This window comes from Turicibacter bilis, assembly GCF_024499055.1.
Classification (GTDB): domain Bacteria; phylum Bacillota_I; class Bacilli_A; order MOL361; family Turicibacteraceae; genus Turicibacter; species Turicibacter bilis.
Genome location: NZ_CP071249.1, coordinates 1,683,879 through 1,709,425, shown reverse-complemented (window position 1 = coordinate 1,709,425; position 25,547 = coordinate 1,683,879). Strand labels below are relative to the sequence as shown.

Below are 25,547 nucleotides of genomic sequence, written 5' to 3'. Positions count from 1 at the left end.
ATGGCTGGACCTATGGGACATGGCCCACATGCGGGTAATCAAAAAGCAAAAGATTTTAAAGGGACGTTAGTTCGCTTAAGTAAATATTTAAAACCATATCGTGTTGGTTTAGTAGTAGTTGCTATTGCAGCTATTACGAGTGTTATTTTCTCAATTATTTCTCCAAAAATTATGGCTAAGATTACAGATGAGTTAATACGTCCAATTTTAGAGTTGGTAGGAGGAAATCCAACTCCATCGCCAATTGATTTTTCATATATTTGGAATATTGTTGTAATTTTAATTGGTTTATATGTTTTAAGTGCAGCTTTTAGTTATTTACAACAATTTATTATGGCAGGAGTTTCTCAGAAGGTTGTCTATGATTTACGTCGTGATATTGATGAAAAATTAGCAAGATTACCATTAAAATTTTTCGATTCACATACACATGGAGAATTATTAAGCCGATTTACAAATGATGTTGATAATATTAGTGCAACTTTGCAACAGTCGATTACTCAAGTTATTACATCAGTCACTACGGTGGTTGGGGTTTTAATTATGATGTTAACGATTAGCCCGCTTTTAACATTAATTTCAATCATCGTCATTCCGTTATCTGGGATTTTAATGATGATGGTCGTTAAACGTTCACAAAAATATTTCATTGGTCAACAAAAGAAATTAGGTGAATTAAACGGTCATATTGAAGAAATGTATACGGGACATAATGTGGTTAAAGCATTTGGTCATGAGAAAAAAGCTATTGATGAATTTGATGAAGTTAATGAAGGTCTTTATAGTGTAGGATGGCGAGCTCAGTTTTTATCTGGATTAGTGATGCCAATTATTAATTTTATCGGAAATTTAGGCTATGTTCTTGTTGCTGTTGTAGGTGGGGTTTTAGTAACGAAAGGACGTATTACTGTGGGAGATATCCAAGCGTTCATTCAATATAACCGTCAATTTACTCAACCAATTGCACAGGTAGCTCAAATTTCAAATATTATTCAGTCAACGGTTGCATCAGCAGAGCGTGTATTTGAATTATTAGATGAAGAAGAAGTGATTCCAGAACCAGTAAATCCGGTTAAAGCAAAAGCTGATTGTGGAGCTGTTGAGTTTGAACATGTTAAGTTTGGTTATCGCGAGGATCGTATTTTAATTAATGATATGAATATTAAAGCGGAACCAGGACAAATGGTTGCTATTGTTGGGCCAACTGGTGCAGGTAAAACGACATTAGTGAATTTATTACTTCGTTTCTATGAATTGAATGGTGGACGTATCTTAGTGGATGATGTTGATATTACAGAGATGAATCGTGCTGATTTACGTAAAAAATTCGGTATGGTTTTACAAGATACATGGTTATTTAATGGAACAATTCGCGATAATATTGCTTATGGTAAAAAGAATGCGACAGAAGAAGAAATTATTGCGGCAGCTAAAGCAGCTCATGCTGATCACTTTATTCGTGTTTTACCAGAAGGATATGATACGATTTTAAATGAAGAAGTCTCAAATATTTCTCAAGGTCAAAAACAGTTATTAACGATTGCTCGTGCACTACTAGCTGATCCCGAAATTATGATTTTAGATGAGGCAACAAGTAGTGTTGATACACGTACAGAGTTACAAATTCAAAATGCGATGAAGACCTTAATGAAAGGTCGTACAAGCTTCGTTATTGCTCACCGTTTATCAACGATTCGTGAAGCTGATGTTATCTTAGTAATGAAAGATGGAGATGTTATTGAAACAGGAAATCATGAGACATTAATGGATCAAAATGGATTCTATGCTGATTTATATAATAGCCAATTTAATCAAGAAGAAGAAGCTTAATGAAAGAGAAGCCTATGAATTAAATTTCGTAGGCTTTTTTAATATTTTTACACTTCTTTTGTCGGAAAAAAGGGAAAAAAATTTGCTCTTTTTTGAATAGAGATAAGCTATAATAGGTAGTAATTAGATGCAAATCTGATTGTGTTTATAAGGAGGGGAAACCTTTGATTTTCGATACGCACACGGATATTTTATATAATATTGTTGAGAAGCGTTTAAGAGGACAACGTGGTATTGTTGAGTCATATCATATTCCTGAGTTATTAGAAGGGAATGTGACTGGGGGAATTTGGACGTACTATACTGATGTTAATCAGCTATTACATAATAATTTTGATCAAGCAATTCATTATATTATAGAGGAACTAGAAGAGTCACCCGATGTTCAAGTAGTAACCGCCAAAGGGGATTGGGCTGATCATAAAGTCAATGTGATTTTAGGACTTGAAAGTTTAGCATCGCTTCGAGATATCGATCATTTAGTTGAAATTTACGAAAAAGGATTTAGACATGCGATGTTAACTTGGAATGAAAAGAATCAATTTGCAACTGGGATTGGTTGTAAGGATGGGACAGGGTTATCACTATTAGGATGTGAGTTGATTGAAAAGATGAATGAGCTTGGAATGGTGATTGATGTTTCTCATGCTAGTATTCAAACGTTTGAGGATATTTTATCGGTAACAAAAGAGCCTGTCATTGCCTCTCATTCGAATTGTTACTCAATTACTCCTCATCCAAGAAATTTAACCGATGAGCAAATTAAAGAAATTGCTTTGGTAGATGGTGTTATTGGCGTGACGGCAGTACCGCATTTTACGAATCAATTAAAGCCAGATGTGGAATCCCTCGTTGATCATATTGATTATCTGAGAGAGTTAGTTGGTACACGACATATTGCACTTGGATTTGATTTTATGAATTACTTAGGAGATGGTCATTTAGAATCAAACTTAATCGATTGTCAAAGTGCATCCTCAGCAAATAATGTCATTGATGAACTCGTTAATCGAGGATATAGTAGTATGGATATTGATGGGATTACCCATGTAAATGCGAAGCGTGTCATTAATCATATTCTAAAAGATTAAAAATAAAACCACTCGTACGTTAGTAGTCGAGTGGTTTTTTAATGCAGTTGATTATTTCGATTTTTTGATATGTTTGACTACTTTAGCGATTGGAATAATTATACATGCAGTAATTATTCCTGTCATAACGTATTTACTAATACTTAAAAATGAATTTTCTTCTAATTTAATTTGATAAAGGTCCATTTCATCCTCTTCACCAATTAATTTGAAACCAAGTTTATCAAGTAAGCTTTGGGAAGGGATGTTTTTGTAGTGGCATTTAGCAATAATTGATTTGACTTCATCTTGAGTCAGAGTCCACTCTAGAAGGGCTTCGATGGCCTCTGTCGCGTAGCCTTTTTGACGTTTAGATTCGATGATTTCATATCCAATTTCAATTTCACCACGTGAATCAGGATTTCCTTTATATCCACCATCACCAATGACTTGGTTAGTTGATTTTTCAATGAAAATCCATGAAGTGAAGCCCATTTTTGGTGGGATGAAGGCGTAAAGTTCTTCGTACATCCACGTTAAAAGTGTACGGTTATCTTCTGTTAGCCATTCTTTTGTTGAGTAGTCCATCACTTCATCATTTAAAATTTGTTGAATGAGTGATTTAGTCAGTGGATAAAGAATTAAGTTTTCGGTTTCTAGTTTCATCAGGGCTATGTCTCCTTCGTCGTTGAGTTAATGTTATGATAACATGAAAAAAGGGACCTCGTCCCTTTTTCTATTAGATTTAGTCTTTTTAGTGATGAAAAGGTAGTTGTTTTTGTTAGGACGATCAATTATCCTTTTGGCTATTTTTGAAATAATGATGGATTCAATAAATAAACCTAGCGATAAATATTAGGTTTTGATTGATGTTTCTTTTTTTCACTGCATGATTATGCTCTTTTGGGGATAAGATATTGTTTCTAGAGTTAGAAAGTGCACTAGTTTCGTGTCAATCCGATTAATCGATTCTTTTGTTTCTATTTTCATAGGTTCAAAGGAATAGAAGTGCTTTTGTTAAATATCTATTTTTCATAAATAGTATCTAATAATTGAATGAATTGATCAAATGTTTGGGATTCACCATTGATAGAGTAGGAAGTAATATCAAACTGTTCAGTTTCTAAATCAACTTTAAATTGAATCGTAAACAGTGCTTCATCCTCTCCAAAATACGCTTCACCGTTAAATTTGACTGTATTTTCTTCAATTAGCTCCCAAGTTGGATGATAGAAAAACTCATCCAGGGCTTCTCCGATGCTTTGTTTTTCATAACATTCAATGACTTGATTCTTAACGAAAGTAATTTCTGGTGAAGAGAACACAAAATAAATAAAGATGTAGATAATACCTAGAAGAACAATCCCTATCGTGATGAAAGAAAAACTTCGAAAGAATCTTTTATAGGCGATGCTTTTTTTAGAGGTAGCATCGTCCTTTTGTTTAGGCGCTGATTGTGGACAGTTTGGATTAGAATCGCTTTGATTATGATGATAGTTTGGACACGCCAAGATGACTTCCTCCCTTCTCATAAAGCTCTAGTCTTGAAAGTTTATGATGAGAAAGCTAGGAGTATGAAAAAAAGAGCGGACTATTCCGCTCTTTTTTAATAACGATTGAATTTGAAGATTTCTAGTTCTTTTGGATTTTTCCCAGCTACGTCTTGAGAAATTAATTTAGCTCCGATTAAAGAGTAAAGCATCCCATTTGATCCGTATCCAAGGTTGAAGTAAGCGCCTGGATAATCTGGGTGTTTCCCGATGAATGGAAGTCCATCTTTTGTATCGACGAATAATCCGTGGAACCAGCAATCTGTTTTAATATTTTCGATTTGCGGGAACATACGGCGCACGCGACGTAGTAATTGATGATATTGTTGTAAGGCTAATGGGTGGCGATCTCCCATGTTTGCTACTTCACCATCTAAGTCATCGATTTCTAAATCTTCTCCACCGATAATAATCGAGTTACTTAAGGTTGGACGAATATAAGTGTATGGGTCTTGATCATCACGAATGATACACGCTTCTTTCCATCCGTGGAAGTTTTCCACAGGTTTCGTTAAAACAGCAAAACTGCGGCTAAGTGTATAGAATGGCTTTTCATGTTTGAACCATTCTAATGCATCATATCCTGTACAGATAATCACTTTATCAGCTGTAATGGTGAATTCTTGCTCTGTTATTAAGACACTTTGACGTGAGGATAAGTTATAGTCAACGATATTTGTATTTTCAAACACTTGCAGTCCTTTTTTTACATTGTAATCAATTAAATCACGTGTAAATTGAACAGGGTTAATGATGGCTGCTCCGTAATGTGAATAGACACCTACTTCGAAGTTGAAGCTAAATTCATTTTGGTGTGTTTCTGATGTAAACAGTTCGCAATGAATTCCGATCGCCTGACGTGATTTACATTCATCCGCCATATAGTCTACTTTACGAGGATCTTGTGTATAAAGGAAGCATGGTTTGAAGGTAAAGTCACAGTTACTGTTGATTTCTTTGACGATTTGGCTCATTTCCATGACTGCTTGATAACCAAATAGAAAGGCCTGTTGTGCATTCTGTTCACCAACCATCGACATTAATCGATTTAACCCTAAATCGATTTCATATTGTAAAATGGCAGTTGAAGCTGCAGTTGATTGGTGTGCAATTTGATTTTTTTCAACTAAGACACAGTTTAGGCCTTGTTTCATAAAATAATGAGCTGTTAGCGCTCCTGTTGTTCCACCACCGACGATAACAATGTCAGTTTTAATGTCTTGTGATAGAGGAGGATACGTTGTTCCTTCTTCGATGTTTTTAGTCCATAATGGACTGTCTCCTGTCATTCTCATGTGATATCACCTCTATAAAAAAGCTAAACATAGTTTGTGTTAAATGTTTTTGTATAACCTTTTTATTATAACTTTTTTAATCTTTTTTATCAAAAGGAAAAATGGACGGATTTATTTCTTTTATATGAAAAAATTTGATTTTTTTATGAAATGATTTGACCTTTTTTTTATTGTTGCCTGTTTTGATGATATAATATTAATTTGAATAGAGTGAAAGCTAGGGAGGCTTAGATGTTATGAAATCGGGTTGGATGAAAGGGACGATGATTTTAACAATCACGGCTTTTTTTGTTAAGCTATTAAGTTTGCTGTATAAAGTGCCGTATCAAAATATTTCAGGTGATGAAGGATTATACGTTTTTCAACAAGTTTATCCTTTAATCGGGATTTATACGACATTAAATGGAGTGGTATTACCAACGATTATTGCGGAATTATTATTAACGTATCAATATAGTGAGGATATTAAGCGGTATATTAAAAATTCATTATGGATTTTTGGTCTTGTGTCATTTATAGGATTATTTCTAGGTAGCCATTTGATTGCTTATACGATGGGCGATATGCAATTGAGTTGGCCGATTCGGATGGTTGGTTTAGCGTTCTTACTAATTCCTACTATTTCTTATTGGCGAGGAGTTGCTCAAACGAGGGCAGAAACGATTCATGTTGTGGGCTATTCTTCAACCATTGAGCAGCTGATCCGAGTGATGGCGATTATTGTTGCTTTAGTGATGGTTCAAGGACAAAATGTTTATAAGTTAGCTTATTTTGCGTATTTAGGTGGGCTCTTTGGTCCATTACTTGCAATTGCTTATTTAATGATTAAAAAGTTGGACGATAGTCCAAGGATTTATTTAAAGATGACTCATCGCCCGCATTTCTTTAAGAAAAGTGTTTATTTATTCTTAAGTGCAGGAATCTTAATTATTTTCCAATTAATCGATAGTTTCTTTGTGTTTAATTCACTTGTTAATAGTGGGGTGCCTGCATTAGAAGCCATGTCACTTAAAGGGAGTTTTGATCGAGGATTACCAATTATTCAGACAGTGACTGTCTTTACGAGTGCGATTGTCTCATCAACTGTTCCACAAATGGCAGGAGTAAGAGATTCGAAGGAACGTAAAAAGGTGTTTAATGCTTCATTATTTATGGTCATTGCATTATCAATCCCAGCTTGCGTGGGGTTGTTTAGTGTCGTAGATGAGCTAAATATTGCGTTATTTAAAGATTCAAATGGGATTGGAGCATTGAAGTTATTAACATTACAGGTTTTATTTTATCCATTTATTTTCTTATGCACAGCCATTATGCAGCAGGAAGAACAATATTCGAAATTATTAGCAGCTGTTTTGGGAGGTGTACTAGTTAAAGTCGTATTGACAGGACCATTAACTCAAAGTTTAGGTATTTGTGGAACAGCTATTGCATCAGTTGCTTCACTGGCAATGATGGCACTGATAAATTTATGTCAGTTTAGAAAGATGATGTATAAGAAGTCATTCTTTAATTTATTAAAAGTAAGCTTTTCAACAGCTGGGCTTTGGCTAGTATTAGCATATTTAGAACCACAGATTCCGAATATTTTATCTGGATTAGATGATGTACGTGTATATAATGTTATTTCATTGGCAATTCAAGTTGGAGCTGGTGTGTTAGTCTATAGTCTGATTATGGGAATTTTCTTAATGACCTCACAGGTCGCTTCTAAAGGGGCCAAACGTCGAAAGAAACCTGCTAAGAAGCAAACAGCTACCAAAAGAAAGCCAGCAGAATTGTAATTGAATAAAGGGTCAATTTCTGACCAAGATAAGTAATAAGATTGAAGATAGGAAGGGGCATCATGAGATGATTTACATTGTAGGACTTGGAGCTGGGGATGAGTCTCAGTTAACGTTAGGCGTAGTAGCTAAATTAAAATCTGGCTTACCATTATTTTTAAGAACAGCAGAACATCCAATGATTAATTTCTTAGAGGAAAATGAAATTGAGTATCGTGCCTTTGATGATGTTTATATGAAGCATGAAACATTTGAGGCTGTTTATGAAGAAATTATTGAAACCATTAAAGAAGAAGCCAAAAAAGGAGATTTAATTTATGCGACACCAGGTCATCCTTGTGTGGCTGAATATGCAGTGAAACGTTTAGTGGCTGAAACAGAGGCAGTAATTATTGGAGGACAAAGTTTCTTAGATCCGATGTTTGCTGCACTTGCCATTGATCCAATTGAAGGGCTACAAGTGATGGATGCATTAGACTTTGATTATGAAGCGATTGCTCCTAAACAACATTTAATTGTTCCTCAAGTATTCGACCAATTAACAGCATCAAATTTAAAGTTAGATTTAATGGAAGTTTATGATGATGAGTATGAGGTTTGTATCGTTAAAGCAGCGGGAAGTAACATCGCCGAATTAAAATGGGTTAAACTTTATGAATTAGATCATAACTTCAAATTGGATAATTTAACAACTATTTATGTTCCACCTATGAAATAGGGTTGGACCCCATCTTTTACAAAATGAAGGCATCTACAACTGATGGGATAGTACAGAGTTTGAACTTTAATTTAAATTAAATAATAAAAACTTGTGCATTTCCTCAACTAGTCGGTCTATAAAAGGTTTGAGTTAAAATAGGTATTAAATAATGGGGTTATCGTTTTTTTACTAGAGTTGTAGCGTGAAATTTAAATTGTGGATAACTGCATTCAACGTTTGAAAGGAGATTTATATGCGTTTAGATAAATATTTAAAAGTGTCTCGTTTAGTGAAACGTCGTACGTTAGCAAAAGAAGTGGCTGATAAAGGACGTATTGAGATTAATGGGAAAGTCGCAAAATCAAGCTCAACGGTTAAAGTTGGTGATGAGTTGACTTTATACTATGGCAATAAAATTTTAAAAGTCCGTGTAACAGATATTAAAGATTCAACGAAAAAACAAGATGCGGCTTATATGTATGAAATTATTTCAGAAGAGCGTATCGAGCGCCCATCTTTAGATGAAGTAACAGGAATCGAAATTTTTGAATAATCAAAATGAGGTCATACTCTATGATTAATTAAAAAAGGTCATTGGAGGATGACCTTTTTTATGCTTTTATTAATAAAAACAGTTATCTTAAGTTGGTGTAAAGAGTTAAGGTAACTATTCAGGATTAGAATTTTCTTGAATGATTGGGGGATAATCGTATCTTCGAAGTATTTTATTTAGATGAAGCAAAAGCTGTTATTGCTGACGTTTTAGCAAATGCTCCTAAAACATATTCTTTCTAACAAAATAAGGCTGTATCACGAAAAGATACAGCCTTATTTTTAATGAATTGATGATCGATCGATAGTTTTTTATTGAAGTAATAGGTAAGCAAAGAATTCTAAACCTAAGATGATATTGAAACTGTAAATTAAAAGTAATGGACGTGGTCCCCAGTCACGCTCCATTGTCGGATAGTGTTCTTTAATTTGATAGTAGTCTTTATACCAACGGACATATCCGTAGTAATAGAAAATTAAAAAACCTGTGACAAGCATAAGGAGGGTAATACTCCCCATAGCGTAAAGAGATAGCCAGGCGGCAATCATGATTAAAGCTTCAGGGATAATGATTTTAATTGAATTTCTAAATCCAATGACATGAGGTAAAGTCGTGCGAGTTCCTTTATCTTTTTCATAATCTGAAGTATTGTTCGTTGACATTAAGAAGATGGTCATAATCATTGGAATAATGGAATAGATAATAATCGGGGCGTTAAGAACATCTGTTTGTAAGTAAGCTGAAACGATGGTGCTAATAGCTCCAACAAAGAGTCCTGAAACAAGCTCACCAACTGGATAAACAATATAAGGTTTTGGCCCAAGTGAGTAGCAAACAGCGGCAATGACACTTAAAATTCCAATCGCTAGAATATTAAAATTATTTGTGATTAAAACAAGGGTAATTCCAGACAATCCACTGATTCCTAAGAAAAATAGTAAGACAATGATACTATCTTTGAACGTTGCATCACCGCGTACGAGTCCTTCACTTCCAGCATGATGAGTGAAAGTATTCTCATTTTCTTCATTTTTTAGATAAGCACGAATTTCATTTGAAACATTTGCCACGATATTTAGACAAAATCCAGTGACAAACATTAAGAGAAGTGGAATTAGTTTCAAGTGTCCAGCTAAGTACGCCCCAAATAATCCGCCACTTAAAACAGGAAGCCCAGTTGCAAATCCTGTACGAATTTCCATGACAGTATAGGCGCGCTGGAAAAAGCTTTTATTTCTCATTATATATTTCCTTTCTGTTTCATAATTTCAGATGATAGGCCACTATAAATCGATTTTTGTAAAATAAACAATTAGAATAGAGTTTCAACTAATAACTGCACTGATGAGGTGTTATTCGATATGTAAGATTCCATAAGATTTCTCATGAGATATCAACATGAGAAAGGAAGAAGTCATTATCAATTAAGATGACGTTTAACAGAGTAACCATTGTAGTGGCTAGCTTTAGAAGTAGGAAGATAACCTTTTGATAAATTTCAAAGTAGATTGTTCCCTGATATACAAATAGATGAAGAGTAACCAGTGACTGCATTAAATATACTTTGTACATACTGATGATAGAAGTAGTTAATGTTTTATGGTAGGTAAAAATGAATGCTTTTCGTAGTTATCAATTTTTCAAGTCACATCAGGTTAAACTTCCACATTAATCAATTGAAATCACTGATAACTAATCACCTATTTCCATGATATAAAAAATACTTTCCTATTATAACAAATCTATTTATCTAGAGCTATAGAGGTTATGATGTTTTTAACATAAACCGACAAAAGGATAGATAGAGATAAAAACTTTACATAAATAACGGTAATTTTATCGAGATGCTACATGGGGTATTTTTTAATTTTTGATAAGGTTCGATATTTTTATTAAATTACTTACATGATTGGATAAGTTTAGCATCATGTGTGCGAAAAGTGACTAATGATTCCTAAAGAAAAATAAGTATTCCTTAGGTATAATCTTAGACAGAATGCATAGGGAGGAATTTTAGATGAAAAGATTTTTAGCGATTTTTATTTTTATATTAGGATTAGTAGGGTGTGCGAATGAAGATCAGCAGAGTAAAACACCACCAACTACAACACCTGAAGTCGTTGAACAAAATCAAACAAATGATTCAGGTGAGGAAATAAAATTAACACCTCAATTTGATCCTATATCATTTGATATGTTAGTGCCGAGTGGCTCAACAGCGATGGCACTCGCTCATTTAGTGGCGACAACACCTCAGCTAGGCGATCATGTTACTTATACCGTGCAACCATATGTTCAAGGAAGTGATCCGCTAGTAGCAGCTTTCACGTCTGAGACATCACAGGTTATTGTCGCACCAACAAATTTAGGGGCGACACTTTATCAAAAAGAGCTGCCTTATCAATTAGTCGCGACTTTAGTTTGGGGGAATTTATATTTAATTAGTAATGAGGAGTTAACATTTGATGATTTAGCGGGAAGAAAAATTACAGCCTTTGGTCAAGGAAGTACGCCCGATATTGTGTTACAGACGATTTTAGACGAAAAAGGAATACTTGATTCTGTCGAGGTTGAATATTTAGCAAGTGTTTCTGATGTTCAATCTATGTTTGCAGCGGGAGAAATTGATGTAGCTGTGATTGCTGAGCCCTCATTATCTGTTTTAAAAACAAAAATAGAAAATGTGAACGTTGTTGTTGATTTTCAAGAGCAATGGGGAGAGCTATATGGCGTGACTTCTTATCCACAAGCGAGTCTATTCGTGCATAAAGATTTAATTGAAAATCATCCAGAGGTCATTGAACCTTTATTAGCACAGGTAGAAACAAGCGTTAAGTTTGCGAATCAGTCACCAGCTGAGATGGCAAAAGAAGCAATTGAGACAGGACTTGAGATGCCAGAACCCATCATTACAGCATCAGCCCCAAATTCTAATTTAATGTTTAAAACAGCGGAAGAAGCAAAAGAAGAGATTGAACTTTATTTAGAAAAACTATATGAATTTGATCCGAAGACAGTAGGCGGTGCATTACCGGAAGATGATTTTTATTATTTAATAAAATAAGTAGTATATTTTAATTTGAAGTGCATATATTATAAAGGATAGTTACTTGAATCTCGGTTTGGTAGCCGACAAAGAGAGCAGGGGAAAGACCACCTGCCAAGTAATTGTCATTAAACACTTAAAGATACACTTTATTCTGTTGTCTAACTTAACGTCGATTCTAGAGAGAATCACTTTTGTGAATTCAGTTTGAAGGTATTCTTTAAGTGCTTTTTTATGATAAATCTATAAAAAATAGGTCATCTATGTCAGATGACCTATTTTTGTTTGTGAAATGTTTATTTTAGTAGAAAAAATCCAAGTCTAATAGCGCGGTAAACATATATTAAAAAGATGATTAATAAACATCAAACACACAACATTTCGATGAGTGTAAAAATCACCTCAATAATTTTTATACAATACTTCATAATCCAAGCGCATTATAGCATAGAGTTTAGATAATCTAACATAAGTTATCTTTTTCATCCGTAAGATTAAATAAGGGAGGAAGTGTGATGAATCGGTATAGTCTGTTAATTATTGTAGGGGTAATGGTTGGTTATGAGTTAGCAGTCGAGATAGTAGATAAACCTATTATTTTACCTTCTATCTTGTTGATTTTTACTGAGTTATACCGAATTATTTTTAGTTCTTCTTTTGTGAGTATTATTTGGGCAACGTTAGTGAGGACGATGATGACGTTTAGCTGTGTTTTTATCATTAGTTTGATACTAGGTGTGTTTTCTGGGTATTTTAAAATCATCCGACTGCTATTGTCTCCGATAGTGACCTTTTTACGGACGGTGCCTACGATTTCTGTGACGATTATTTTATTGATTTGGTTTGGTCGTGACTTGGGGCCAATTATGATTATGGCGCTCGTTATCTTTCCACTGTTGTATGAATTAATAGGAGGAGCTATGAATGATATTGATCCTGATTTGTTGGACGTTTGTTTGTTATTTGGAGCCACTCATTTTGAAACATTTAAGGCCCTATATTATCCACAACTTTTAAAAATACTGAGTAGTGGGGTTCAGGCTACTATTGGGTTGTCTTTTAAAGTGATGGTCATGGCTGAGGTTATGGGACAAAGTCAGGTTGGAATTGGCCAACAATTAAACTATGAAAAGACGTATTTAAATATGCCAGCTGTCTTTGCTTGGACAATTGTGCTGATCCTATTAGTTATGTTTTTTGAGATAATCATTGGCTACTTAATAAAAAGATTAATTCGTCATCTTGATGCCTGATAACGACAAGGGGGATAAAAATATGATGAAATCAAGTCGTTTTAGTGAACAAGTTGTAGCGCAAAATCATAAAATATAAGGTAGAAACAATGTGTTTCTCGACTCGAAGTTATATTTAAATTAGAGCAATCATAAGTTCTAGTGATAAAACAGATAACGGAGGGAAGAGAATATGAACATTTATGAGAAAGAGTCTTATATGAAGCAAAAACCAAGCACACTATTAGGTTATCATCAAGTGTCAATGAAGGAGCGTAAATTGATGGATGTCACTGGTATTAAGAAGTTATTAAGCTTTGATAGCGAGTTATTTACGATTGACACAACAATGGGGATTTTAACGGTGAGGGGTATGGATTTAGAGCTTAAAAATCTAGATCTTGAAAAAGGAGAGCTATCGATTATTGGGTATATCACTGGTTATGAATATGATGATTTTGGCATGGTTGGTGAAGACTCAAAAGGAATCTTTAGCAAATTATTTAAATAATGAGTTTATCAGTTCAGTTTCAATTCATGATTCATGTCCTATTGTATGGAATTTTTATTGGTGTGACATTAGATTTTGTTTGCATCGTAAAGGAGATTTTCTTTAATTATTACATGCAATGGGCCATTATTATTTTATATTGGTTAATTCAAGTGCCCCTCACTTTTGTTTATATATATAATGTCAATGAAGGTATCTTTCATCTGTACATTTTAATTTTCTTAATTGTTGGAGCTATCATTTACTTTAAATTCTTAAAACAACCACTGCATCGTGATCTAGAAATGCTAGGAGAAAGTTTATTCACAATTGCACACTTTATAAAAAAAGTAGTGAATATCTTAGTAATTTCACCCATTATGTTTATTTACAAGCTTGTTTCTGATATAATAATGTTGTTTCTTAGAATCTTAAAGCTTTTATTTTATACGCCTTTAGCTAAATTGGGAAAATGGATGTCAAGTAAGAAGAAGGAGAGACGACGTGGCAAAAAGAAAACTAACCTTAATACAGAAGAAGAATAGAAAAAGAAGAAGACAATTGCTCTATCGTCGTGCTTTAACGATGAGTCTTTTAATAGGATTCTTTATCGTAGCGGGAGCTTTTATGTACACAGGACGTCTAGCTAAACTTACTGAAGCTAAAGAAAATTTAGCCGCATACCAACAACAATATGATGAGTTAATCGCAAAACAGGAATATTATCGCAATGAAATAAGCAAACTTGAAAATGAAGATTATATTGCTAAGCTTGCACGCGAGAAGTATTTCAAATCTGAGGAAGGCGAAATATTATTTAAGCTTCCAAAAGAACAAGAATAATTAAATTAAAATTATAAAAAATTTATGAGGAGGACTGTCGATTTTTATGTCAATCACAGCTGGTCAAAAGTTAAATGGTAAAATCACGAGTGTGAAGAAGTTCGGTGCATTTGTGGAATTAGAAAATGGAAAATCAGGACTTGTACACATTAGTGAGTTATCTGAAAAATTCGTAGAAAAAGTTGAAGATGTTGTCAGCGTGGGTCAAGAAGTAACTGTGCGCGTTAAAGAGGTGACACCAGAAGGGAAAATTAACCTTTCAATGAAACCAGCTCGCCCAGAAAAGCCAGCTCGTCCAGCTTTAGACCTAGATAAAGCAATCACTAATTTCTTAAAAGATAGCGATGAAAAACAATCGGCTCTTAAAAAGAACATGAAAACACAACGTCGTCGTTCTAACTAATTAAGCGACACTTGTTTAGTATATATATTCTAAAACCATCCAATTTCGGATGGTTTTTTTGGGTTATGTAAAGAAGTACTCAGAGGCGTTTAGATGTTTTGATGGAAAGTCTCAGGGAATAAAAAATATTTACTTTATGCAAGATAGATGTTAAAATCCATTGTTGTCTTTTTTGAGGTGCAAAAATTTAGTTAATTATAAGGAGAATAAAATGGGTCAAACATTAAATATGAATGATAAAGGCTTGTTATTTAAATTAACATGGCCAATTTTCATCGAGCTTGTTTTACAGATGCTTGTTGGAAATGTTGATCAGATGATGATGAGTCAATATTCTGAAAATGCTGTGGCAGCTATCGGAAATGTAAATACGATTATGAACTTTGTAACGATTACGTTTAGTATTGTGACGATGGCTATTACGATTATGGTCACACAGTATTTAGGTTCAAAAAATAAAGAGAAGGTCTCAGAGATTTATACGGTTGGAATTTTTACGAATTTAATTTTTAGTGCTATCATTAGTGCAGGGTTATTCTTTGGAAGTGACGCTTTATTTAATGCCTTGAAGATGCCTGTTGAATTACATGCAGATGCACAAGTTTATTTAAATATTGTAGGTGGGTTAGTTTTCTTACAGGCACTATTTATGAGTTTCTCAGCGATTTTTAGAAGTAATGGATTGATGAAGCAGGGGATGTATATCTCGGTCATCGTGAATGTCTTAAATATTATTGGCAACGCCATATTGTTAAATTCAATGGGCATTATGGGGATTGCCATTTCTAGTGTCTTTAGTCGTTTCATTGGAGTAATTTTAGTTTATCGTTTATTTTCGAAACGTATTGAAGGGGAATTACATTTAAAATATTTGCGCCCCTTCCCGAAAGAGACGCTTAAGCAATTATTGCGCATTGGTGTACCTGCCGGTGGAGAAAGTGTCATGTACAATTTTTCGCAGATGGTTATTTTAATGTGTGTAAATATGTTAGGAACAGCAGTCATTACAGCTCGCGTCTATGCGAATATGATTGCATGGCTATCATATTTATATTCTTCAGCTGTTGGCCAAGCCAATCAAATTATTATTGGTCATCTAGTGGGAGCGCGTGAAGAAGATGCTGCGTATAAACGTAGTTTAAAAACTTTACGTCCTACAATGATTATTACATTAATTATTTCAACCAGTGTCTTTTTATTAAGTGATCATATTTTTGGAATCTTCACAAAAAATCCAGATGTTTTATCTTTATTAAAGACGATTACATTTATTGAAATTTTCTTAGAGCTTGGTCGTGCAGTGAATATTGTGATTATTCGTGGGATGCAAGCGGCAGGTGATACGCAATATCCAGTCTTTATTAGTGTGTTATCGATGTGGGGAGTAGCAACGTTACTTTCTTATGTGTTCGGAATTGTTTTAGATTGGGGATTAGTAGGAATTTGGATGGCGATGGCACTTGATGAGTGTGTACGTGCGGTGATTTTCTATATTAGATGGAAACGTGGTGGATGGCGAGGGAAAGCCGTTATCTAGTTAGCAAAAAAGGTCAATCAATTTAGATTGGCCTTTTTGTTTTATCTACAATTTGCTACAACATCACAATTTTAATAAAGATTAAACATGTATTATATGTTCGTGAATGAATTTTTATTCATCTTTCCTTAAAAGGTTTCAATTGTTTTGACATCAATTACTGCCGAGTGCTGTAAAACGAGGTAGAAAGGCTGGAATTTTTTTAATAGATGTGCCGAAGATGTAAAAAATGTGTCTTTCGAAAGTTTAAATGCTTCCAATAAAGTGACAAATTCTCTACTAGACGGATGGTAATATAGGCTTACAAATTGAGCCCGGGGGAGGGAGCAATTAGTTAAGGTCATTAGGAGGAGAGAAGAATGGAACTCGTAACGAAAATGAAACAAACATTTTCGCCTAAGCCAAAGAGAGAGACAAGAGATAGATTAAACATCTATACGATTAGTCAACTCTTTAACCAACTAGTGAATTTTCAACAGTTAGTGAAATCACTACGTTCGTTTATTGGCAAAGGTCAATTAATCAGAGTCGATGTGATTCTTGATTGTATTGGATTAGCTATTGATAATATGATGCAATCGATGATGTATGATCGTCATGACTTTGAATTACAGTTTAATCGAATTAAAGAAGAATTAGCAAGAATTCACGTGAGGTGTTCGGATATTAAGATTAAGAGTCTTTATCCTAGACTCATTAAGATGGATTTAGTTATAAATTCGCCCCCGAAGGAATTAACGTTGTTGTCCATTCAAGCAATACTTGAAAGTATTACGAATGAACCACTTCGATTGATTGTTGAGAAAACGAAGGGCAAACAAACTAAAATAAAAGTCTATTCCTCTAATATGTTTAAAATTGATCATGCGGTTTCTTATGTTGGGAAAGATGGAAATAAAATTTCAGGTGATAGTTATATCTATGAGAATTTCACAAATGGTCAAACGTTTATTGCAATTAGTGATGGAATGGGAAATGGCGAGCTGGCTCACAAAGAGAGCTCAGAAGCTTTAAAAATTTTGAAATGTTTGCTAAGTTTTAATATTCCAATTAAAACAGCCATTCAAACCTTACAGCAATTAAAACAACATTCCAATGCGAACGAAAGATTTTTTTCGTTAGATATTTGTATGATTGACCGGGAACGTCAGCGGGCGACTTTTTACAAAAAAGGAGCGACACCTACGTTTCTTGTACGAAATCATCAAATTGAATTAATTAATTTGGCTCAACTTCCAGTTGGCGTCATGAGTGATCAAGAAGTTGATCATGTAACGTTAAGTTTAGAAGAAGATGATGTGCTACTCATGTGTAGCGATGGTATTGTAGAGCAGTATCCAGATATAAAGGAATTAGAACAAGTCATATTAAATCAAATGGGGAAATCCCCCAAAAATATAGCAAAAAATATTCTTCAAGCAACAGTTAGTAAACATAAAGGAAAAATTAAAGACGATATGATGGTTTTAGTGGTTGAGTATAAGCGGCAAGGTGTAGCTCAAGCTCAATATGCGTCTTAAAGCCATAGGTTTAATCTTGTTTTTATTAATGATTATTGATTAAGTAGTAGATATATTAAATTGATTAGAATCAACTATTTTATATTAAATTCTTTATGGCTGGCAACGTAAAGAATTTAATCAATAGAATAGATTGAAAATTTATGTCGAAAGTGGGGATATATCGGTAAAATTTAATCGGAAATTTATGCGGTATGCAAGGGTAGTTTGTTTTGATACCAATTTTTAATCATGTGACTTGAAGTCATAGATTAAAATGTTAGAGAGAATCTATGTATTTGGGTTCTTAAAGTAGTATCGTATGTGATATGTGTATGAGTTTGGTAAACAAATCAGAAGTCGGAGCTGGTTTGAAAAAGTGTGAAAGTAAATTAGTGTGTGATGTGTGTATGAGTTTGGTAAACAAACCAGAAGTCGGAGCTGGTTTGAAAAAAAGTGTGCGAGTAAGTTAGTGTGATGTGTGTGAAGTTTGTTAAGTAAATCAGAGTTAGAGCTGGTTTGAAAAAAAAGTGTGCGAGTAAGTTAGTGTGATGTGTGTATGAGTTTGGTAAACAAACCAGAAGTCGGAGCTGGTTTGAAAAAGTGTGTGAGTAAATTAGTGTGATGTGTGTATGAGTTTGGTAAACAAATCAGAAGTCAGAGCTGGTTTGAAAAAGTGTGCGAATAAATTAGTGTGATGTGTGTATGAGTTTGGTAAACAAATCAGAGTGAGAGCTGGTTTGAAAAAAGTGTGTGTAAGTTAGTGTGTGATGTGTGTGAAGTTTGGTAAACAAGTCAGAAGTGAAAGCTGGTTTGAAAAAAGTGTGCGAGTAAGTTAGTGTGATGTGTGTGAAGTTTGGTAAACAAACCAGAAGTCGGAGCTGGTTTGAAAAAGTGTGAAAGTAAATTAGTGTGTGATGTGTGTATGAGTTTGGTAAACAAACCAGAAGTTGGAGCTGGTTTGAAAAAAAGTGTGCGAGTAAGTTAGTGTGATGTGTGTGAAGTTTGTTAAGTAAATCAGAGTTAGAGCTGGTTTGAGAAAAAAGTGTGAAAGTAAATTAGTGTGTGATGTGTGTATGAGTTTGGTAAACAAACCAGAAGTCGGAGCTGGTTTGAAAAAAAGTGTGCGAGTAAGTTAGTGTGATGTGTGTGAAGTTTGTTAAGTAAATCAGAGTTAGAGCTGGTTTGAAAAAAAAGTGTGCGAGTAAGTTAGTGTGATGTGTGTATGAGTTTGGTAAACAAACCAGAAGTCGGAGCTGGTTTGAAAAAGTGTGTGAGTAAATTAGTGTGATGTGTGTATGAGTTTGGTAAACAAATCAGAAGTCAGAGCTGGTTTGAAAAAGTGTGCGAATAAATTAGTGTGATGTGTGTATGAGTTTGGTAAACAAATCAGAGTGAGAGCTGGTTTGAAAAAAGTGTGTGTAAGTTAGTGTGTGATGTGTGTGAAGTTTGGTAAACAAGTCAGAAGTGAAAGCTGGTTTGAAAAAAGTGTGCGAGTAAGTTAGTGTGATGTGTGTGAAGTTTGGTAAACAAACCAGAAGTCGGAGCTGGTTTGAAAAAGTGTGAAAGTAAATTAGTGTGTGATGTGTGTATGAGTTTGGTAAACAAACCAGAAGTTGGAGCTGGTTTGAAAAAAAGTGTGCGAGTAAGTTAGTGTGATGTGTGTGAAGTTTGTTAAGTAAATCAGAGTTAGAGCTGGTTTGAGAAAAAAGTGTGAAAGTAAATTAGTGTGTGATGTGTGTATGAGTTTGGTAAACAAACCAGAAGTCGGAGCTGGTTTGAAAAAAAGTGTGCGAGTAAGTTAGTGTGATGTGTGTGAAGTTTGTTAAGTAAATCAGAGTGAGAGCTGGTTTGAGAAAAAAGTGTGCGAGTAAGTTAGTGTGATGTGTGTATGAGTTTGGTAAACAAATCAGAGTGAGAGCTGGTTTGAAAAAGTGTGCGAGTAAGTTAGTGTGATGTGTGTATGAGTTTGGTAAACAAATCATAAGTCAGAGCTGGTTTGAAAAAAGTGTGTGTAAGTTAGTGTGTGATCTGTGTGAAGTTTAGTAAACAAATCATAAGTCAGAGCTGGTTTGAAAAAGTGTGCGAATAAATTAGTGTGATGTGTGTATGAGTTTGGTAAACAAATCAGAGTGAGAGCTGGTTTGAGAAAAAAGTGTGCGAGTAAGTTAGTGTGTGATCTGTGTATAAGTTTGGTAAATAAATCAGAAGTCGGAGCTGGTTTGAAAAAAAGTGTGCGAGTAAGTTAGTGTGTGATGTGTGTATGAGTTTGTTAAGTAAATCAGAGTTAGAGCTGGTTTGAAAAAAAAGTGTGTGAGTAAGTTAGTGTGTGATGTGTGTGAAGTTTGGTAAACAAACCAGAAGTCGGAGCTGGTTTGAGAAAAAAGTGTGCGAGTAAGTTAGTGTGTGATGTGTGTATGAGTTTGTTAAACAAATCAGAAGTCGGAGCTGGTTTGAAAAAAGTGTGCGAGTAAGTTAGTGTGTGATGTGTGTATGAAGTTTAATGATCTATATGTAAAACGTTGAGCTAATATAGGGACGTTTAGTTAGTAATAAAAATTGCTAAAGTTTAATAGTAGGGTAGTATGATAATTAAGGTTTCAAAATGTAAGAAAATTAATTATTGAATCAGATGAATGATTTAGTCGGTAAAACGTATGGATGGAGTTGAGATAAGTTTTCCATGTGTGAGTATGTGTATGAGTTTGGTAAGTAAATCCAGATTCAGAGCTAGTTTGTAACAAATAGGTATGAAAATCAGATTAAGGTCAGAGCTAATCTGATTAAAATGAGTTAAAGAATGTATATGCGAGTTAATTGATTAATAGGTTCCAGTCGGAGTGGGCATATTAATAGTGGAACTTATCCACAATTTAAAAAAATCAGAAACGAAATTGATTTTATGTACAGGAATTTATAAAAGTAGAGGCTATCTTATAGATAGAATATCTCATAATTGGGGTCGGAGCCAATTTTGTTGATCGATCACTTAATAATTGAATGAAGTCTTGAGTAAGACGAAGATTAAAAATATGAAAGGATTTATGAATTCATACTCTAGAAAGAGCCATAAAGAATGGATGAGAATAAAAATGTATGAAGTAATAAATCAAAGATTATTTATTATAGTCAAATATCCAGGTGGTTATACATAAGTAATTTAAAATTAAGAAAAGATTCTAAGAAAACAAAAAGAGCTACCAACGTTTGCTGGTGGCTCAAAAAATTAATGTAGTATAATAGTGCTTTTCCATGTGAGAAGCCGTGTTCGGACAGACAATTGAATAGATGCCACGATAGAAATATCGTTTTTACCGGATACAGGGCCGTATTCGGAGGTCCGCCTAAGATGAAGGACCACTAATAAGTAATTTTATCTGTTAATAAAAATTGATGCTTAAGGCTAAGGAAATTAATAAGATTATGTGCGCAAGTAATCTTGTTTAATATTCTTTAGTAACGCACCTTTTGTGCAAGTTTATAGATTGTAATAGAGCTCATTACAATTAAAAGCGATCAGAATTTTATCTGATCGTTTTTAATTATAATTGGATAATGGGGAAAAAGTGTATGAAACTTTAGGCGATACTTTTTTTTTACCTCAAAATGGATATAATAGATTATAAGCGTTTTTTATGAGTTATAAGGAGTTTGAGATTTTAATGCAAAAGGTTATATTAGAGACGATAAAAAAATACAATTTATTTGAGAAAAACAACTCGGTTATTGTAGCTGTGTCGGGAGGTGCGGATTCGATGGCATTATTGCATTTCATGAAGCACTTTGCTACAACTCATCAACTACGTTTAATCGTGGCTCATGTTAACCATAAAAAACGAGAAAACTCAGAGTTAGATGAAATCTTAGTTGAACAAGTTTCACGTGCTTATGATCTTCCCTATGAGGTCTATTACTTACCTAAAACGAATGAGGTTGAAAACTTTCATGAATATGCGAGAAATAAACGTTATGAGTTCTTTAAGTCAGTAGCCAACGATTACGGGGCGGGATGTTTAGTGACAGCACATCACGCAGATGATCAACTAGAGACTCAGCTTCATCGGTTCTTATATCAAAATATTCCTAGTGGTTTAATTGGCATTGAACCAACGACTATAAATGAAGGATTAAAAGTTGTTCGACCTTTAATTGCTGTTACTAAGAAACAAATCTATGAATATTGTGAAAAAGAGCAAGTCTTGTTCAGGGAAGATGAATCTAATAAAAGTGATGTTTATACAAGAAATCGTATTAGAAAGTATATTGTTCCGGAGTTGGTGAAAGAAAGTCCATCTATTTATGAACATGCAAGGATGATTAGTGAGCAATTAAGTGAAGATGAAGCCTACTTTTCCGCACAAGTTGATCAATTAATGAGTCATGTTTTTCAAAGTGAAGGAACTTTTGAAGTCTCGCGAAGTTTTCTTCAAGAATTACCTCCAAGTTTAATGAGACGTCTTATTAAACGGATTTTACAGAAGTTTACACTCAAAGATATTCAAACGATGCATATTGAAGAAATTCAAAAACTTATTAAAAATCCGAAGCCTAATTTAATGTTAACCTTACCACATCAAATCAGTTGTATAATCGCATATGATGTAGTAAAATTCTCTACAATACCTCTATTGGAGCATGACTATGAAGTGGTTCTATCATTTGATACAAGGACAGTTTTACCCATTGGTTCTGTGATTAAAGTAAGTGAGAACAAAGTCGATGAAAAAACGGAAAAATCTTGCATTAATAAAGTTCATTTGTGTTATAATGAAATAGAATTACCTTTAAAAGTTAGAACGCGTAGACCAGGCGATCGTATTCAGTTAATGAATGATTATGGATCTAAAAAAGTAAAGGAAATTATGATTGAAAATAAGATTCCTAGGGTACTAAGAGATTCTTGGCCTATTGTAACAGATGCCAATGATCAAATCATTTGGATCCCGCTTTTAAAAAAGTCAGCGCTTTGTCATCGACAAGTAAAAGGTCATGTAATTACAATTGATTATTGCCACCGTGGAGGGAATGAAAAAGATGCATAACGATATTAAAGAAATTTTATTTACAACTGAGCAAATTGAGGCCAAAGCAGCAGAATTAGCAAAACAATTAGAAATCGACTATGCGGATAAAAAACCAATTTTATTAGGTTTATTAAAAGGATCAATTCCTTTTATCGGAGATTTAATGAAACACATGAACATTCCAGTTCAAATCGAATTTATGGATGTTTCTAGCTATCACGGGGGAACAACTTCTTCTGGACAAGTTAAAATTTTAAAAGACTTAGATACTTCAGTGGAAAATCGTCATATCATCATTGTTGAGGATATCGTAGATACAGGGTTCACATTAGATAAAGTGATTGCGTTATTAAAACATCGTGGAGCAGCTTCAGTTGAGGTGGTAACAATGTTAGATAAACCAGAAGGACGCGTCGTTGTCATGGAACCTAAATATATTGGATTTAATATTCCAAAAGCATTCGTTGTAGGATACGGATTAGATTATGATGAGTATTATCGTAATTTACCATATGTAGGTATTCTTAAAGAAGAAGTCTATATGAATTAAGAAAGAGGTGCGAAAATGCCGCCAATTAATCCAAAGGATAAGATTAATAGCATTAAAAAGAAAAGTAGTTTTAATAAAAAAGGTCCACAAAGTATTGGAATCTACTTCATTCTATTTATTATTGTTTTAGGATTATATGGATTTATATTTATTGAACCGGAACAAACAGTTATTGAAGAACCAACATATAATGAATTTGTTACACAAATTGAAAACGAGAATGTCCTTTCAATGGATGCTCGTCCAATCGATGGAGAAGATAATAAAAACTTATGGACTATTTCAGGTAAGATGAAAGTTAATGGGAAGGAAACTCCTTATACAATCATTGTAGCTGATACTGCTTATGATAAAATAAGTGACTTAGCTATTAGCCATAATGTTAGCTTAACAAATGGTGTAGCACCAACGATTGGTAAGGTATGGAGTTTCTTATCTTATGCTGTATTAACAGTATTATTCCTAGGGGTTATCATGTTCATGTTTAGATCAGCCCAACGCGGGAATAATAAAGCATTTGACTTCGGTAAGAGCCGTGCGAAGTTATCAAAACAAGAAGGGATTTCATTTGATGACGTAGCCGGAAATGATGAAGAAAAAGAAGAGTTAGTAGAAGTTGTGGACTTCTTAAAAAGCCCAGCTAAATATAATGAAATGGGTGCTCGTGTACCAAAAGGTATTTTATTAGTCGGGCCTCCAGGTACAGGTAAAACATTACTTGCTCGTGCCGTAGCTGGTGAAGCTGGTGTGCCATTCTATTCAATCTCAGGTTCAGATTTCGTTGAGATGTTCGTTGGGGTTGGAGCAAGCCGTGTTCGTGATATGTTCCAAACAGCTAAGAAAACAGCACCATGTATCATCTTTATTGATGAGATTGATGCTGTGGGTCGTCAACGTGGAGCTGGTATGGGTGGAGGACACGATGAGCGTGAACAAACATTGAACCAGTTACTTGTTGAAATGGATGGATTCGGTCCAAACTCTGGAATTATTGTTATGGCTGCAACAAACCGACCAGACGTATTAGATCCAGCTTTATTACGTCCAGGACGTTTTGACCGTCAAATTACAATTGGTCGTCCAGATGTAAAAGGACGTGAAGCAATTTTAAGAGTACATGCTCGTAATAAGCGTTTAGCACCTGAAGTACGTTTAGAGGATATCGCCCGTCGTACACCAGGATTTAGTGGTGCAGATTTAGAGAACTTATTAAATGAGTCAGCGTTATTAGCTGCTCGTGATAATCGTAAGCAAATTCAAATGAAAGACGTGGATGAAGCAACAGACCGCGTTATGATGGGACCTGCTAAAAAATCGAAAGTCTTCTCGAAGAAAGAGCGTCGTGTTGTTGCTTATCATGAAGCAGGACATGCTGTTGTTGGTATCAAACTTGAAAATGCTGAGGTTGTTCATAAAGTTACAATCATTCCTCGTGGTGAAGCAGGTGGTTATGCCTTAATGCTTCCTGAAGAGGAAACATATTTACAAACAAAACAAGATTTATTAGACCGTATTACTGGTTTACTTGCTGGACGTGTGTCAGAAGAAATTACATTTAATGAAGTAACAACAGGAGCTCATAATGACTTCCAAAAAGCTACAGCGATTGCACGTGCAATGGTAACAGAGTATGGGATGAGTGATTTAGGTCCAATCCAATACGAACAACGTAGTGGAAATGTCTTCTTAGGACGTGACTATAATAAAGATAAAAACTTCTCTGATCATTTAGCACGTCAAATTGATGAAGAAATTCATAAGATTATTAGTGAGTGTTATAATCGTTGTCGAAAAGTTTTACTATCAAATCAAGACTTAGTAAAATTAATTGCTGAGACATTATTACAATACGAAACATTAACTAAAGAACAAATTGATGAGTTAGTTGAAAAAGGGAAGTTAGAAACAACTGCTTATAGTGTAGCTGATTCAAAAGAAGATAAAAAACAACCTAAATTTAAGTTAGTTCGTGAAGGTAACTATAAGTTAAAATCAACCTTAACTGTTTCGAAAGAAAAGTTACCAATCATTGATTTAACAAAAGAATAATTTTTTGAATAAATATAAAAAAACCGCTTCTTGTATGAAGAGCGGTTTTTTATTTGATTCGGTGTTTTAAGTGACGGATAACCGTATAATCAAGG

At 34.2% G+C, this 25,547-nt stretch carries 20 protein-coding genes; 16 read left to right on the top strand and 4 right to left on the bottom strand.

Going from position 1 to position 25,547, the window contains the following annotated elements; translation table 11 throughout:
- Together J0J69_RS08250 and J0J69_RS08245 are read left to right on the top strand one after the other, a co-directional pair.
- Positions 1–1,830: an ABC transporter ATP-binding protein gene (locus tag J0J69_RS08250; RefSeq protein ID WP_212723401.1), complete on the top strand. Its 1,830-nt coding sequence runs from the start codon at positions 1–3 to the stop codon at positions 1,828–1,830.
- A 164-nt stretch (positions 1,831–1,994) separates the two neighbouring features.
- The gene (locus tag J0J69_RS08245) at positions 1,995–2,921 is read left to right on the top strand and encodes a dipeptidase (RefSeq protein WP_212725957.1); all 927 of its coding nucleotides are present in this window, start codon (positions 1,995–1,997) and stop codon (positions 2,919–2,921) included.
- Between the two features lie 51 nt (positions 2,922–2,972).
- Here J0J69_RS08245 and J0J69_RS08240 read toward each other — a convergent pair whose 3' ends face one another.
- The 3 genes from J0J69_RS08240 to J0J69_RS08230 all read right to left on the bottom strand — a co-directional run bounded on the left by J0J69_RS08240 (position 2,973) and on the right by J0J69_RS08230 (position 5,745).
- Positions 2,973–3,566: a GNAT family N-acetyltransferase gene (locus J0J69_RS08240; RefSeq protein WP_212725958.1), complete on the bottom strand. Its 594-nt coding sequence runs from the start codon at positions 3,564–3,566 to the stop codon at positions 2,973–2,975.
- Positions 3,567–3,925: 359 nt separating this feature from the next.
- A complete protein-coding gene (locus J0J69_RS08235; RefSeq protein ID WP_212725959.1) occupies positions 3,926–4,411 on the bottom strand; it encodes a hypothetical protein in 486 nt (161 codons plus the stop codon).
- 95 nt (positions 4,412–4,506) lie between these two features.
- Positions 4,507–5,745 carry an NAD(P)/FAD-dependent oxidoreductase gene (locus tag J0J69_RS08230; RefSeq protein ID WP_212725960.1) on the bottom strand — a complete coding sequence of 413 codons (1,239 nt, stop codon included), beginning with the start codon at positions 5,743–5,745 and terminating at the stop codon, positions 4,507–4,509.
- 236 nt (positions 5,746–5,981) lie between these two features.
- On the opposite strand from J0J69_RS08230, the gene J0J69_RS08225 reads away from it, so the two are divergent.
- The 3 genes from J0J69_RS08225 to J0J69_RS08215 all read left to right on the top strand — a co-directional run bounded on the left by J0J69_RS08225 (position 5,982) and on the right by J0J69_RS08215 (position 8,779).
- A complete protein-coding gene (locus tag J0J69_RS08225; RefSeq protein ID WP_212725961.1) occupies positions 5,982–7,526 on the top strand; it encodes an oligosaccharide flippase family protein in 1,545 nt (514 codons plus the stop codon).
- A gap of 67 nt (positions 7,527–7,593) precedes the next feature.
- Complete coding sequence (locus J0J69_RS08220; RefSeq protein ID WP_055243913.1) at positions 7,594–8,244, top strand: SAM-dependent methyltransferase; 651 nt, start codon at positions 7,594–7,596, stop codon at positions 8,242–8,244.
- Between the two features lie 235 nt (positions 8,245–8,479).
- Complete coding sequence (locus J0J69_RS08215; protein WP_055277028.1) at positions 8,480–8,779, top strand: RNA-binding S4 domain-containing protein; 300 nt, start codon at positions 8,480–8,482, stop codon at positions 8,777–8,779.
- Between the two features lie 311 nt (positions 8,780–9,090).
- On the opposite strand, the gene J0J69_RS08210 is transcribed toward J0J69_RS08215, so the two are convergent.
- Positions 9,091–10,020, bottom strand: a complete 930-nt coding sequence (locus J0J69_RS08210; protein WP_212725962.1) for a prenyltransferase — start codon at positions 10,018–10,020, stop codon at positions 9,091–9,093.
- 776 nt (positions 10,021–10,796) lie between these two features.
- Here J0J69_RS08210 and J0J69_RS08205 point away from each other — a divergent pair.
- The 11 genes from J0J69_RS08205 (at position 10,797) to ftsH (ending at position 25,452) form a co-directional block, all read left to right on the top strand.
- Entirely contained in the window at positions 10,797–11,843 is a 1,047-nt protein-coding gene (locus J0J69_RS08205; protein WP_212725963.1) for an ABC transporter substrate-binding protein, read from the top strand.
- Between the two features lie 497 nt (positions 11,844–12,340).
- Positions 12,341–13,078, top strand: a complete 738-nt coding sequence (locus tag J0J69_RS08200) for an ABC transporter permease (protein ID WP_212725964.1) — start codon at positions 12,341–12,343, stop codon at positions 13,076–13,078.
- A 172-nt stretch (positions 13,079–13,250) separates the two neighbouring features.
- Positions 13,251–13,568: a sporulation protein YabP gene (yabP, locus tag J0J69_RS08195; protein WP_055243903.1), complete on the top strand. Its 318-nt coding sequence runs from the start codon at positions 13,251–13,253 to the stop codon at positions 13,566–13,568.
- Complete coding sequence (gene yabQ / locus J0J69_RS08190; protein WP_055243901.1) at positions 13,568–14,092, top strand: spore cortex biosynthesis protein YabQ; 525 nt, start codon at positions 13,568–13,570, stop codon at positions 14,090–14,092. Before yabP ends, yabQ begins: the two co-directional genes overlap by 1 nt.
- Complete coding sequence (locus J0J69_RS08185) at positions 14,052–14,390, top strand: FtsB family cell division protein (RefSeq protein WP_055243899.1); 339 nt, start codon at positions 14,052–14,054, stop codon at positions 14,388–14,390. Before yabQ ends, J0J69_RS08185 begins: the two co-directional genes overlap by 41 nt.
- A 46-nt stretch (positions 14,391–14,436) precedes the next feature.
- Entirely contained in the window at positions 14,437–14,793 is a 357-nt protein-coding gene (locus tag J0J69_RS08180; RefSeq protein WP_055243898.1) for a S1 RNA-binding domain-containing protein, read from the top strand.
- A 211-nt stretch (positions 14,794–15,004) separates the two neighbouring features.
- The gene (locus J0J69_RS08175) at positions 15,005–16,330 is read left to right on the top strand and encodes an MATE family efflux transporter (RefSeq protein ID WP_055277021.1); all 1,326 of its coding nucleotides are present in this window, start codon (positions 15,005–15,007) and stop codon (positions 16,328–16,330) included.
- A gap of 359 nt (positions 16,331–16,689) precedes the next feature.
- Positions 16,690–17,850, top strand: a complete 1,161-nt coding sequence (locus J0J69_RS08170) for a SpoIIE family protein phosphatase (protein ID WP_055277018.1) — start codon at positions 16,690–16,692, stop codon at positions 17,848–17,850.
- Between the two features lie 3,614 nt (positions 17,851–21,464).
- Positions 21,465–22,871: a tRNA lysidine(34) synthetase TilS gene (gene tilS / locus J0J69_RS08165; RefSeq protein ID WP_317452380.1), complete on the top strand. Its 1,407-nt coding sequence runs from the start codon at positions 21,465–21,467 to the stop codon at positions 22,869–22,871.
- Positions 22,855–23,403: a hypoxanthine phosphoribosyltransferase gene (gene hpt, locus J0J69_RS08160; protein ID WP_425330334.1), complete on the top strand. Its 549-nt coding sequence runs from the start codon at positions 22,855–22,857 to the stop codon at positions 23,401–23,403. Before tilS ends, hpt begins: the two co-directional genes overlap by 17 nt.
- A 15-nt stretch (positions 23,404–23,418) precedes the next feature.
- On the top strand, positions 23,419–25,452 hold the full coding sequence (gene ftsH, locus J0J69_RS08155) for an ATP-dependent zinc metalloprotease FtsH (RefSeq protein WP_055242410.1): 2,034 nt from the start codon (positions 23,419–23,421) through the stop codon (positions 25,450–25,452).
- Positions 25,453–25,547: the final 95 nt, after the last annotated feature.